General features: G+C 38.2%; 11 protein-coding genes. 9 read left to right on the top strand and 2 right to left on the bottom strand.

The window, feature by feature from the left end:
• Positions 1–6: 6 nt before the first annotated feature.
• The gene (locus ACFSR6_RS05820; RefSeq protein ID WP_379076224.1) at positions 7–819 is read right to left on the bottom strand and encodes a helix-turn-helix domain-containing protein; all 813 of its coding nucleotides are present in this window, start codon (positions 817–819) and stop codon (positions 7–9) included.
• A 331-nt stretch (positions 820–1,150) separates the two neighbouring features.
• On the opposite strand from ACFSR6_RS05820, the gene pyrE reads away from it, so the two are divergent.
• The 7 genes from pyrE (at position 1,151) to ACFSR6_RS05855 (ending at position 10,308) form a co-directional block, all read left to right on the top strand.
• Complete coding sequence (gene pyrE, locus ACFSR6_RS05825) at positions 1,151–1,816, top strand: orotate phosphoribosyltransferase (RefSeq protein ID WP_183759655.1); 666 nt, start codon at positions 1,151–1,153, stop codon at positions 1,814–1,816.
• A gap of 37 nt (positions 1,817–1,853) precedes the next feature.
• Positions 1,854–2,252: an SRPBCC family protein gene (locus tag ACFSR6_RS05830; protein ID WP_379076227.1), complete on the top strand. Its 399-nt coding sequence runs from the start codon at positions 1,854–1,856 to the stop codon at positions 2,250–2,252.
• Positions 2,253–2,381: 129 nt separating this feature from the next.
• Positions 2,382–5,057 (top strand): alpha-L-rhamnosidase, encoded by a 2,676-nt coding sequence (locus tag ACFSR6_RS05835; RefSeq protein WP_379076230.1) that lies wholly within the window; start codon positions 2,382–2,384, stop codon positions 5,055–5,057.
• A 460-nt stretch (positions 5,058–5,517) separates the two neighbouring features.
• Positions 5,518–8,118 carry an ATP-dependent chaperone ClpB gene (clpB, locus tag ACFSR6_RS05840; RefSeq protein ID WP_379076233.1) on the top strand — a complete coding sequence of 867 codons (2,601 nt, stop codon included), beginning with the start codon at positions 5,518–5,520 and terminating at the stop codon, positions 8,116–8,118.
• Positions 8,119–8,451: 333 nt separating this feature from the next.
• Positions 8,452–9,105 (top strand): porin family protein, encoded by a 654-nt coding sequence (locus ACFSR6_RS05845; protein ID WP_379076235.1) that lies wholly within the window; start codon positions 8,452–8,454, stop codon positions 9,103–9,105.
• A gap of 11 nt (positions 9,106–9,116) precedes the next feature.
• Complete coding sequence (locus ACFSR6_RS05850) at positions 9,117–9,746, top strand: hypothetical protein (RefSeq protein ID WP_379076238.1); 630 nt, start codon at positions 9,117–9,119, stop codon at positions 9,744–9,746.
• 106 nt (positions 9,747–9,852) lie between these two features.
• A complete protein-coding gene (locus ACFSR6_RS05855) occupies positions 9,853–10,308 on the top strand; it encodes an outer membrane beta-barrel protein (RefSeq protein ID WP_379076241.1) in 456 nt (151 codons plus the stop codon).
• Between the two features lie 235 nt (positions 10,309–10,543).
• Here ACFSR6_RS05855 and ACFSR6_RS05860 read toward each other — a convergent pair whose 3' ends face one another.
• Positions 10,544–11,746, bottom strand: coding sequence for an MFS transporter (locus tag ACFSR6_RS05860; RefSeq protein WP_379076243.1), 1,203 nt, complete (start codon positions 11,744–11,746; stop codon positions 10,544–10,546).
• Positions 11,747–11,850: 104 nt separating this feature from the next.
• Here ACFSR6_RS05860 and ACFSR6_RS05865 point away from each other — a divergent pair, with 104 nt between their 5' ends.
• On the top strand, positions 11,851–12,408 hold the full coding sequence (locus ACFSR6_RS05865) for an NADPH-dependent FMN reductase (RefSeq protein ID WP_379076246.1): 558 nt from the start codon (positions 11,851–11,853) through the stop codon (positions 12,406–12,408).
• A 317-nt stretch (positions 12,409–12,725) separates the two neighbouring features.
• Entirely contained in the window at positions 12,726–13,328 is a 603-nt protein-coding gene (locus ACFSR6_RS05870) for an outer membrane beta-barrel protein (protein WP_379076248.1), read from the top strand.
• Positions 13,329–13,396 lie beyond the last annotated feature (68 nt).

The raw sequence follows: 13,396 nt of genomic DNA on the forward strand, positions 1-13,396 counted from the left end.
TAAAAATTATGGAAAAAGCAATTGATTTACCGGAGTAAGGTTATCCAGATAGCTTGAAGGAGTAAGCCCTGTGAAAGATTTAAAATCCCTTATAAAGTGCGACTGATCAAAATACCCACAGGCATAAGCAATAGCGGTAAAAGGCTGATCATTTTTAGAGATCATTTTTAAACTCTGTTGAAAACGGTTGATCTTGTCATACGATTTTGGCGAAAGCCCGGTATGCTGTTGTAATAGCCGCTGCAGATAACGCGTAGTAATATTATGCCTTGATGCGATGGCAGTAATATTACTGACCGAAGCATCTTTTAAAATACTATTTAAAATATCGGCTACTTTAGTAATGTGAAAGTTTTTTTTCTCGTGACTGATTAACCTTTTTAAAAGAAATGCCTCTAACAGATCAATTCTGTTCTGCTCGCCTTCGGTTTCTAGTAGTTTTTGATGAATAGTATTTGCATGACTCCCTATTACATCCTGCAGATCGGTGATACAATCATTAAAAAGCCCCATTTGCTCATTAAAAAAATATGATGCAGAATGTGTGTAAAATTTGATGCCCAACATAATGTGTTTACCTGTCGACCTAATGGATAAAGGTTTGGTAATCTGTCCCCATAACTCAACCTTAGGGGTTTTCTTAAAACCATCACCCACAAAAGATTCCCAACTTCCATTGCCAAGGTTAAATATCACCTCCATATCGCCGCTTGGAAACACCACATCTTCGAAAACAGAATCAACATCCGATTTAAAAATATAATAATGCCTGATATAAGGCTTTAAAATATCTGAAGGTGCAAACTGTTTAAATTCCATATCCCGAGTAATTACAAGATCGTAAATTTAGGGCAATACTAAGTGCCAAAATTGTAAAAATCGGAACAAAAACACATTCTTCATTTGCATAGAGGTTATAGCTTTACAACTGTAATATTTTAAAACCTTTTTAACACCACAGATTCTTTATTGTACTGATTTACAGCAAGTGGCAAGAAATAGCTTTTAGCATCCATCAAAATTTCCGATATTTGTAGTATTGAAATGTCGAATTCAAATCCCGACTCTTACATTTTCTTTTCCCCAGTTACAAAACAAAGGGGCTTAATAAACGTTATGACAAACACAAATAAATCTGTAATTTTGAGCCATGTATAATAAAAGTGATATTGAATTAAAGGTAGCGGAATTTTTATTACAGATAAAAGCAATTAAATTACAGCCAAACAATCCCTTTACCTGGGCATCAGGCTGGAAATCGCCGATTTATTGCGACAATAGAGTTACTCTTTCCCACCCTCAGGTTAGAACTTACATCCGTCAGAAACTGGCACAGGCCATCCAGGAAGAATTTGGTTCTGTGGATGTTATTGCCGGAGTGGCAACTGCTGGTATCCCACAGGGCGTTTTAGTAGCTCAAGAACTGGGTTTACCTTTTATTTATGTAAGAGCTAAGGCAAAAGAACACGGTACAGGAAGCTTAATAGAGGGAGAAGTAGTTGAAGGACAAAGAGTTGTAGTGATCGAAGATTTAATTTCGACCGGAAAAAGCAGTTTACAGGCTGTTGAAGCACTAAGAGCTGCAGGTTTATCAGTAGCAGGTTTAGCTGCAATTTTCACTTATGGTTTCGAAAAAGCAGACGAAAATTTTGCCGCTGCAAAATGCCGTTATCTTACCCTATCAAATTATGCTGCTTTAATAGATTATGCTGCCGAGCACAGCATTATTGCTAAAAGCGACATGGAATTATTAGGCAAATGGCGCCTAAACCCTTCAGAATGGGGACAAGGACAAGTTTTAAGTCCGGAGTCTTAATTTTGAAATAAGAACACAAAACCTATAAAAATATATAATGACTGTTATCGAAAGCACAGTAGAAGTTAATAAACCGGTTGCTGAGGTTTATGCTTTTCTAACCAATATGAACAATCATCAGCAACTGATGCCAGAAAATATTTACAACTGGGAATCAACAGAAGATGATGCACGTTTTACTATCCAGAATATGGCAAAATTAGCCATTAAAATTTCTAACCGTGTTGAAAACCAGGAAATAACAGCAATTCCGAGTGAAAAAGCACCTTTTGATGTAGAATTAAAATGGACGGTTGCAGATAACGGAAATGGAACAACCACTGCTAAACACATTATCTCAGCAGACTTAAATATGATGATGAAAATGTTGGCATCGGGTCCTTTGCAGAAACTGGCTGATCATCAGACCGAAAAACTGAAAGAAAAATTAAGCTAGTCTATAAGAGCTAAGTAATTTAAACAATATAAGACGGGTTAAAGCCCGTCTTTTTTTATGCGTAAAAATTCTATTGCGTTCTTACAACAGCACATTATTTTAATATCTTAGTTTTATAACCTTTAAACTATGAACCTCAGATTTCTTCAGGTAACTACTTTATTTTTTGCTCTTGCTCCTCTTTCCAAAACATTTGCTCAATCACTTAGCGCTTTAAAAACCGAATATTTGGTTAACCCAATCGGCTTAGATAATCCTAGCCCGCGTTTTACCTGGCAAATGAACGATACCAGCCAAGGTGCCAAACAAACAGCTTACCGCATTCTTTTAGATACCGATTCGGCCTCGCTTGTTAAAGCCAATGCAAAACTTTGGAATACGGGCTGGGTTAAATCAGATAATAATCTGGTTATTTATTCAGGCCATCCACTAAAACCTTTTACTAAATATTTCTGGCGGGTAGATATTGCTGATGGAGGGCAAAAGAAATCAAATAAAACATATATCGCCAGCTTTGAAACCGGCATAATGAAAATGCAAAACTGGCAGGGCGCCTGGATTTCGGATACTGAGAATACCCAGCTTAAACCTGCTCCCTATTTCAGAAAGACTTTTACCGCAAATAAAAAAATCAGGTCGGCCAATGCCTACATTGCTGCAGCTGGCTTGTACGAACTCTCTATCAACGGCAAAAAAATTGGCAATCACCGGATGGACCCGATGTACACTCGTTTTGATAGACGAACATTATACGTTACTTACGATGTAACCAATGCCATCAGTCAAGGCAAAAATGCTATTGGCGTATTGCTAGGCAATGGTTGGTACAACCACCAATCTACTGCAGTTTGGTATTTCGACCGCGCACCATGGCGCAACAGGCCAGCTTTTTGCCTCGACCTACGTATCACTTATGAAGATGGCACAACGGAAACCATTAAATCGGGTAAAGAATGGAAAACAGCTTTAAGTCCGATTATTTTTAATAGTATTTATACTGCCGAACACTACGATGCCCGACTGGAAAAAGCAGGTTGGAACATGCCAAATTTCGACGATACAGATTGGAAAAATGTGATCTACCGTTCCGCACCGTCTAAAAATATTGTTGCACAGGCTATGCATCCTATCCGCAATGTTGAAGAAATAGCCAGCAAAAGTTTAAGGAAATTTAATGATACTACTTATGTTTTCGATCTGGGCAGAAATATTTCGGGGGTAAGCAAAATCACGGTAAGTGGCCCGGCAGGAACGGTGATAAAACTGAAACATGGAGAGCGTTTATATGCCAATGGGCATGTGGATATATCGAATATTGATGCCCATTACCGCCCAACAGATGATACCGATCCTTTCCAAACCGACATCCTGATTTTAAACGGAAAAAGAGAACAAAGTTTTATGCCACATTTTAATTATAAAGGTTTTCAATATGTAGAAGTAAGCAGTTCTGCTCCTATCGAATTGAAAAAAGAAAATCTGCTGGGTTACTTTATGCATAGTGATGTCCCGGTGATGGGCGATGTTAAATCATCAGAACCGATTATTAATAAAATCTATTACGCCACCAATAATTCTTACCTGTCGAATCTTTTTGGCTACCCTACAGATTGTCCGCAGAGAGAGAAAAATGGATGGACAGGCGATGCTCAGATTGCGATAGAAACTGGTCTATATGGGTTTGACGGTATTACCATTTACGAGAAATGGCTCGCCGATCACCGTGATGAACAACAACCAAATGGTGTTTTACCTTCCATTATCCCTACCGATGGCTGGGGTTACGAATGGGGCAATGGGCCCGATTGGACCAGTACCATTGCCATTATTCCATGGAATGTTTACCTGTTTTATGGCGACAAAAAACTACTTGCCGATTGTTATGAAAATATCAGAAGATACGTAAACCACATTAATGAAACTTACCCGACTGGCTTAACTACCTGGGGCTTGGGCGATTGGATTCCGGTGAAATCTAAATCTCCTGTCGAGCTGACTTCAACCTGTTATTATTATGCCGATGTAGTTATTTTGGCAAAGGCAGCAAAAATTTTAGGTAAAAATGATGATTATGAAAAGTACACCGCCCTGGCAAAAAAAATTAAAGATGCTTTTAATGCAAAATACCTGAACAAAGAAAAAGGAATTTACCACACTGGTACCCAAACCGAAATGAGTGTTCCGTTGTACTGGAAAATTGTTCCTGAAGAATCGATTGCCCTTGTTGCCGAAAACCTGGCCAAACGCGTAGAGGCTGATAACTTCCATTTGGATGTAGGTTTACTGGGTACAAAGGCCATTTTAAATGCATTGAGTGAAAACGGCTACAATGATATTGCTTATAAAGTTGCTGCTCAAAAAACCTATCCAAGCTGGGGCTGGTGGATGGAAAATGGCGCTACTACCTTGTACGAAAACTGGCCTATAGATGCAAAATCGGATATTTCTATGAACCATATTATGTTCGGAGAAATTGGTGCATGGCTATACAAATCGCCAGGTGGTATTAAGCCGGATGAAACACAGCCTGGCTTTAAACATGTGATATTGGATCCGCATATTATGGAGGGTCTAAATTCTTTTGAAGCCAGTCACATTGGTCCGTATGGCAAAATTGTAAGTGCATGGAAAAGAATTAATAATGGAATCAGATACGATATTACCATTCCAGCAAATTCCACGGCGACCATTAATTTGCCACTTACGCGTGGTATGGATAATTATATAAATGGGAAGCTAAACAACACCGGGAAAATAGATTTAGTAGCGGGTAAATATGTGATTGAGCATAAAGCCGGAAAATAATCAAGACCTCTTAGGTTATTAGTGGTTTTGTTTTTGATGTTGTCATCCTGAGGCACGAAGGATCTTTAAGCGATAGATTACTGATTTCATCGATTAATATCACTTCAAAATCTAAGTAGTGAAGCTAGAGATTCTTCATTGCGTTCAGAAATGACACCAATGATTCCGCCTTAGGATTGTAAGGATTCAGTACCGATCTTTCATTGGTACCGGAGCGAAGCCCTGTAAAGCCCGCCCCTTTTCCTATTGATCAGAATTAGTAGAATGCCCAAAGCAGTTGGAAGTTAACAGTTGGCAACTTAAATACAAGCCTTGCAAGTTTAAAATCAGCACACGACAAAATTTCAGATTAAAATACTATAAATCAGCAATTTAGTCATTCAAAACAAAAACTTAGCGACAAAATTTCCGATTGTAAAATCAAAACAGTTATGGCATTTGTTTTGACTTAAAAGGAAATATGAACTTCAACAATTTTACCATAAAAGCCCAGGAAGCAATTCAACAGGCTTCTGAAATAGCCCAGGGCAATCAGCAACAGGCTATTGAAACGGCACACCTGCTTAAAGGTCTGCTTACTGTTGATGAAAACGTAGTTTCTTATGTTTTAAAGAAACTGAACGTAAACCTTAATTCATTAAACCAAAATCTGGATGCAGAGATTGCCAAATTCCCGAAAGTGAGTGGTAGTAATGTCTATCTGTCATCCAATGCCAATAGCGTTTTGCAGAAAGCGCAAACATTTTTAAAAGAATTTAAAGACGAATTCGTATCGGTTGAACATTTGTTACTAGGTATCCTGGCCGTTAACGACAGCACATCGAAATTATTAAAGGAACAGGGTGTTAACGAGAAAGACCTTAAAAAAGCGATTTTAGAATTGCGTGGCGACAACCGTGTAACTGATCAAAATGCCGAGGCAACTTATCAGGCCTTAAGCAAATATGCACGCAACCTGAATGAATATGCCGAAAGCGGAAAATTGGATCCGGTAATAGGCCGCGACGAGGAAATCCGTCGTGTAATCCAGATTTTATCGCGTAGAACTAAAAATAACCCGATATTAATTGGCGAGCCTGGTGTAGGTAAAACGGCCATTGCAGAAGGCATTGCCTTTAGGATTATTAAAGGAGATGTGCCGGAAAACCTGAAAAGCAAAGTCGTTTATTCGCTTGATATGGGCGCTTTAATTGCGGGTGCAAAGTACAAAGGCGAATTTGAAGAGCGTTTAAAAGCTGTCGTTAAAGAAGTTACTCAAAGTGATGGCGATATTATCCTCTTTATTGATGAGATCCATACTTTGGTTGGTGCCGGTGGTGGCGAGGGGGCAATGGATGCGGCAAACATCTTAAAACCTGCCCTTGCCCGTGGAGAATTAAGGGCCATTGGTGCAACTACTTTAGATGAATATCAAAAATACCTTGAAAAAGATAAAGCTTTGGAACGTCGTTTCCAAAAGGTGATGGTGGAAGAACCCGACACACAGGATGCCATTTCGATTCTCCGTGGGTTAAAAGAACGTTATGAAACCCACCATAAGGTAAGGATTAAGGATGAGGCCATTATTGCCGCTGTAGAAATGAGTCAACGGTATATTTCTGACCGTTTTTTACCTGATAAGGCCATCGATTTAATGGACGAGGCTGCATCTAAGCTGCGTATGGAAATGGATAGTGTGCCAGAACACGTTGATGCTTTAGACCGTGAGATTATGCGTTTAGAGATAGAACGAGAGGCCATTAAACGCGAAAAAGACGATAAAAAAGTTAAAGAACTTTCAGAAGAGATTGCTAACCTATCAGCTGAGCGTGATGAATTCAAAGCAAAATGGCAGGGCGAAAAAGATCTGGTAGATGCCGTAAATACCGAATTAGAACAGATTGAACACTATAAATTAGAGGCTGAACAAGCTGAACGTGCCGGAGATTATGGTAAAGTTGCCGAAATCCGCTACGGAAAAATTAAAGAGGCCCAGGATAAAGTTGAGAAACTTAAAGCCGATTTAGAAAGTCAGCAGACCGATAGCCGCATGCTTAAAGAAGAAGTTACCGCAGATGATATTGCCGGAGTGGTAGGACGCTGGACAGGCATACCGGTGACCAAACTGATTGCCAGTGAGCGCGAAAAACTGCTCCATTTAGAAGAAGAGCTGCACCAACGTGTAGCCGGACAGGACGAAGCGATCGAAGCCATTTCAGATGCGATCCGTCGCTCCAGGGCGGGCTTACAGGATAAACGCAAGCCAATTGGTTCATTTATCTTTTTAGGTACAACAGGTGTAGGTAAAACGGAGCTTGCAAAAGCCCTGGCCGAATTTTTATTCAACGATGAAAATGCCTTAACCCGTATCGATATGAGTGAATACCAGGAGCGTCATGCCGTTTCACGTTTAATTGGGGCGCCTCCGGGATATGTGGGTTACGATGAGGGCGGGCAGTTAACCGAGGCCGTTAGGCGTAAACCTTATTCGGTAGTATTGCTTGATGAGATTGAAAAAGCACATCCGGATGTATTTAATATCCTGTTACAGGTATTGGATGATGGACGTTTAACGGACAATAAAGGCAGAACGGTGAATTTTAAAAACACCATCATCATCATGACCTCAAACATTGGTGCACATTTAATTCAAGATAATTTCAAAAACTTAAGCGATGAAAACCGTGAGGAAGTAATTGCGAAAACCAAAAACGAATTGTTCGAAGTATTAAAACAGACCATTCGTCCGGAATTTTTGAACAGGATTGATGAGCTGATTATGTTTACCCCGTTAAACCGCAGCGAAATCAGAAATATTGTAAGCTTACAATTTAAACATGTACAGCAAACATTGGCCGAAATGGGTATAGAAATGGAAGCCAGTGATGAAGCTTTAGATTGGTTGGCACAATTGGGTTACGATCCACAGTTTGGTGCCAGACCATTAAAAAGAGTGATCCAAAAAAGAATCTTAAATGAGTTGTCGAAAGAGATATTGGCGGGTAAGATAGATAAAGACAGCAAAATTAAGTTAGATATGTTCGATCATAATTTTGTGTTTCTCAACCAGAAAGCAGATTAGAATATATTGATTAAACTGAATCCCATAGATTAATTTCTATGGGATTTTTTTTAAAAGTTAGGGTTAATTAATTCAAAGGGTCTTCATCTCGACTGAAATGCAGTGGAGCGCCTGTCCGTACAGGCGGTGAGAGATCTGCCTCAGGATAAATTTAGCTTCGCTGAGCACTTACGTAGTCCCCGGCTTCACTTTATTTGGTCTGGATTTGCAATCCAGTCGCTCGAACTTTAGATTTATAATCCAAATTCTTTATGTAACTAATATAATAGTTCATTTTTGTTGTTTTTTGTTTCAATAATGATTATTATTGACTACACACAAAAACACAAAAAAATGAAACCTAAATTAATCATTATGGTGCTCCTATGCACCATCAGTTGGCGCAGCCATGCCCAAACTGAAAAAGGCTCGGGCTTTGTTGGAGGAAGCCTGAGTTTCGGAACCTCCAAACAAAACAGTTCATCGCCAACCTTAAACACTTTTACCTTGACCCCCAGGGGAGGCTACTTCCTAGCCAACAATTTTGCCATAGGTTTAGAAGTTCCATTAAACCTTTCGAAGCTTAGGGGCGAAACTTATATCGCATGGAATGACGAATACGGCATTTATGAAGAACAAAGGGGCGTAAAGGAATTTAGCCTTGGCATCTCTCCTTTCGTACGTAAATACATCGATGTGAAAGAGCACTTCAAATTTTTCATACAGGCCAACCTGCTCCTGCAAATCAATACCTTTAACAGGGTTGACGATGCAGGTTACCTGATCCGTACAGATGCGAAAATAAAAGGATGGGGTGCAAGTGTAAGTCCTGGCTTCAGCTATTTCATATCCAAACATGCAGCATTGGAGTTTTCATTACCCGTTGTATCTTTCTTCCATCAGAATTATTACGCAGAAGAATCGCTTTACAACTACGATAAAACCAATAACCTGAGGTTTGCATTGCAAAATTTCACACCAACATTTACTTTCAATTACCATTTTTAGCATCCAATAAAATGAGAAATACATTCAACCGCTTAAGCTTAATTTTTTTAAGCTTAAGCTTGCTATTTGCCTGTTCTTTCAGCGCAGAAGCACAGACTACAGAAATTAATAATATTAAATATTACAGAAGTATTTTTCCTGAAGAAGATGGAAAACCAGAGTTTATAGACAATAACAAAATAGAATACTATAAAAGTATTTTTCCGGAAGAGAACGGAAAGATAAAATCAATCGGGGATCAGAAATTTGAGTACTATAAAAGTATTTTTCCAGAGGAAAACGGTAAAATTAAATCTATCGGAGATAAAAAAATAGAATATTACAAAAGCATTTTCCCGGAAGAAAATGGAAAGATCAAAGCAATTGGCGATATGGCAATCACATATTACAGAAGTATCTTTCCCGAAGAAGATGGAAAAGTCAAATCAATCGGCAATATTAATATTGAATACTATAAAAGCATTTTCCCAGAAGAAAACGGAAAGATAAAATCAATAGGTGATGCCCACGTCGAATATTACAAAAGCATCTTTCCGGAAGAAAATGGAAAGCTCAAATCCATTACAGGTAAAATAGGTGGAAATACCAATCCCTCTCCTATCGAAATGTATTATTTTATACTTAGTGCAAACCAGAAATAGCATTTACAACTAAACGCTTTAAAAAAGCAGATTACCCAAAACAAATAAACTAGCAACTTAGCCTAGTTGGGCTTTTTATTTTATAATTAAATACACAAAAACACAAATGAAAAAACAATTATTAGTTACGGCTATTGTCGTGAGTATCTCTCTATGCGGTTTCTCGCAAACAAAAGGAACAAATGCATTAAGCTTTGGGGTTAATTCAACAACGAACAAAGTGACCGGAAGCGGTTACGAAGACAAAGTAAAAAACAACTCATTTACATTGGGTTATGGGTACTTTTTTAAAGACAACAATAAAATTGGATTGGATTTAACATACGGGTTAAATAAAAACACCTATAACAATAACAAGAATAACCAAGAGCTAAAAAGCTATGGTGGAAACTTAAGTTATCAGCGTTATTTTCCATTGGTAAAAACCCTGTTTGCCTATGCAGGAGGAAAAGCCGGCTATACTTATAGTAAGAATAACAGCCTATACACCAACACCTACCCACAATTAACAAGTTATACCTCTAACCAATACGCTGTTGGTGCTTATGGTGGCATTACCTGATTTGTTTCTAAACGATTTGCACTAGAAACAAATTTACTGTCTGCAGATATCACCTACAGTAAAACAGAGCAAAATGAGGTTACTGCGAATAGCTATTTCATCAAAAATGAATACACTTCATTCAATTTAAGCAGTCAGGGATTTATCAACAACCTGGGCTTTAAGATTTATATCCTATTTTAACCTCAATATTCTCAATTAAAACAAAATCCCATCGCTGATGGGATTTTTTGTTTTATTTCTTCTTGGTTTCAATATTAGGCAAGAAACCCGTGAGCAACCCGATCAAAGGCAAAAATGCACAAACATTAAATACGTATTCGATACTGGTAGAATCGGCTAATTTACCCAAAAGTGCCGACCCTATTCCGCCCATGCCAAAGGCAAAGCCAAAAAATAGTCCGGCAACCAGACCTACCTTTCCGGGGATAAGCTCCTGCGCATAAACCAGAATGGCCGAAAAAGCCGATGCCAAAATCATTCCAATGGGAACAATAAGTACACCTATCCAGAACAGATTAGCGTGTGGCAACAATAATGCAAATGGTGCTGTACCCAATATAGATACCCATATCACATATTTCCTTCCAATTTTATCCCCAATCGGGCCTCCCAGTAAGGTACCTGCAGCCACAGAGAATAAAAATATAAATAAATAAATCTGTGAGGTCTGCACTGAAACATGGAATTTATCAATCAGGTAAAAAGTAAAATAGTTGGTTAAGCTCGCCATATAGAAATATTTGGAGAAAATCAGCAATAATAAAATACATACCGAAAAAACAATCTTGCTTCTCGAGAATTGATTCACTACCGTCTGCATATTAACCTTTTTACTTCTCGAAAGCATAAAACCTTTATACCAGTTGCCTACATAAGTTAAAATAACTATGGCTAAAAGGGCAATCACCGAAAACCAGATTACACTGAACTGGCCATAAGGCACAATAATCCAGGCAGCCAACAAGGGGCCTAAAGAACTGCCGGCATTGCCACCCAACTGAAAAACAGACTGTGCCAATCCCCTCTTCCCTCCGGATGCTGCATGTGCCATCCTCGAAGCCTCCGGATGAAAGATAGAAGATCCTATCCCAATAAAACAGACAGAAAGCAAAATGGTATAAAAATGGGCCGATTGAGAAAGAGAAATAAGCCCCATCAGCGTAAAACCCATTCCTACCGCTAAAGAATAAGGTTGAGGTTTTTTATCGGTATATAAACCTACAAAAGGTTGTAAAAGTGATGCCGCCAATTGAAAAGTTAAAGTAATTAGCCCAATCTGTGAAAAACTTAAGTGATAACTGGTTTTAATGACAGGATAAATAGCTGGGATTAAAGATTGTATGGTATCGTTTAACAGATGTGAAAAACTGAGTGCAAAAAGTATCGGGAAAACGGTTTTTTCAATAATAGAAGTAGTAGATGTATTTTCAGTCATAACGGGTAGCTTATATGCTCAAAAATAAGGATTATATATTTTTAATTCCTACGCATTGTCCTTGCAAAAACCAAACATTTTGATTACTCTGTGGTTTTATAGCTATGGAAAAGAACAGAAAAATTATTGGTTTATGCGGAAGCTTGAGAAAAGGATCTTACAATGCGATGCTGCTTAAAGTGGCAGGCGAGTTGATCCCCAAAGGCATCAGATTTGAAATTGTGACCTATGATGACATCCCTGTTTATAATGCAGACAACGATTTACCTGAAACAGAAGAGCGGCCGGCAAGCGTAACCAGGTTCAGAGAGGCTTTAGCCAATGCCGATGCTTTTATTATCGCCTCACCTGAATATAATTATTCTATACCAGGCGGACTGAAAAACGCCATAGACTGGGCTAGCCGGGGCAAAGATTCGCCATTGATGCATAAACCGGTTGCTGTAATGGGTGCCACACAAGGTATGTGGGGAACTGTTAGGATGCAAACCGCATTTTTACCCGTTTTTACTTTCTTAAATATGAACCCTGTTTTGCAGCCAGAGGTGTTGATTGCACAGGCACAAAATAAATTCGATGCAGATGGAAATTTAAATGATGAAAAAACCATCTCCATTATCCAAAGGAAAATAGACAACCTGATTTCGGCTTGTAAAGTTTAATCTAAAACAGCACAGGCTTTCTCCAAAGCCTGCCATTTCTGCCAGTCAAAAATCTGACATTTATACAAAAAAAGTCAGATTGTCAATTTGTCATACCTAAAAAATTAATCAATCGATTGATTTTTAGTCACACGAAAATAATATTGAGTTAATACTAAATTTACATCTGTTTGTAAGCTAACGAGTTAAGCAAAAACTGATTTTTTGATGACGTTAGCAAAGTTTTTTGGCACAAGTGTTGACTTTTAGGCAAATATAGTCAGAAATTAAAATAGTAAAATTGGCTATATTTTAATAACAAATAAATAATAAAAAAGATGAAAAAACTATTATTATCTTTAGTAGCAGTAGCAGGTTTAGTTTATGGTGCAAAAGCACAAACTGAAAAAGGAAATTTTATGTTAGGTGGTAATGTAGGTGTAAATTCTACAAAAGTTGATGGCGCTCCAAAAGCAGATTTCAGCTTTACCGTATTACCAAGTGTTGGTTATTTTGTTGGCAATAATTTTGCAATCGGTACCGCTGTTGGTTACGAATACAATAAAACAGTAAGTAAAAAAACAAAAGACGGTGCTTTTAAAGTTGCTCCTTTCGGCCGTTACTATGTTGGTTTATCAGATCAATTTAAATTCTTCGGACAATTATCGGTGCCTTTGGCTTTCGGCGAATTAAAAGCAACTGATGCTAACGGCGATAACGCAGTTAAATTAGGTACAACTACCAAAATCGGTGTAGAAGTTGCTCCAGGTTTTGCTTTCTTCCCAACCAAGAAAATCGGTATCGAACTTTCAGTTAAAGGTTTAAGTTATGAAAACTATACTGTTAAAGCTGAAGGAACAGGTGCTAAAGTTAAAACCAACAGTTTTGGCTTAAACGCTGATACTTTTGCACCAAGATTAGGCGTTCAGTTCTACTTTTAATTAAACCTTCCTACGGGAAATGTTTAACTAATGACTTTTTTCGAAAAGCGTCCTGGCTGTAAAGCAGG

It is taken from the genome of Pedobacter vanadiisoli (assembly GCF_042684385.1).
Classification (GTDB): Bacteria; Bacteroidota; Bacteroidia; order Sphingobacteriales; family Sphingobacteriaceae; genus Pedobacter; species Pedobacter vanadiisoli.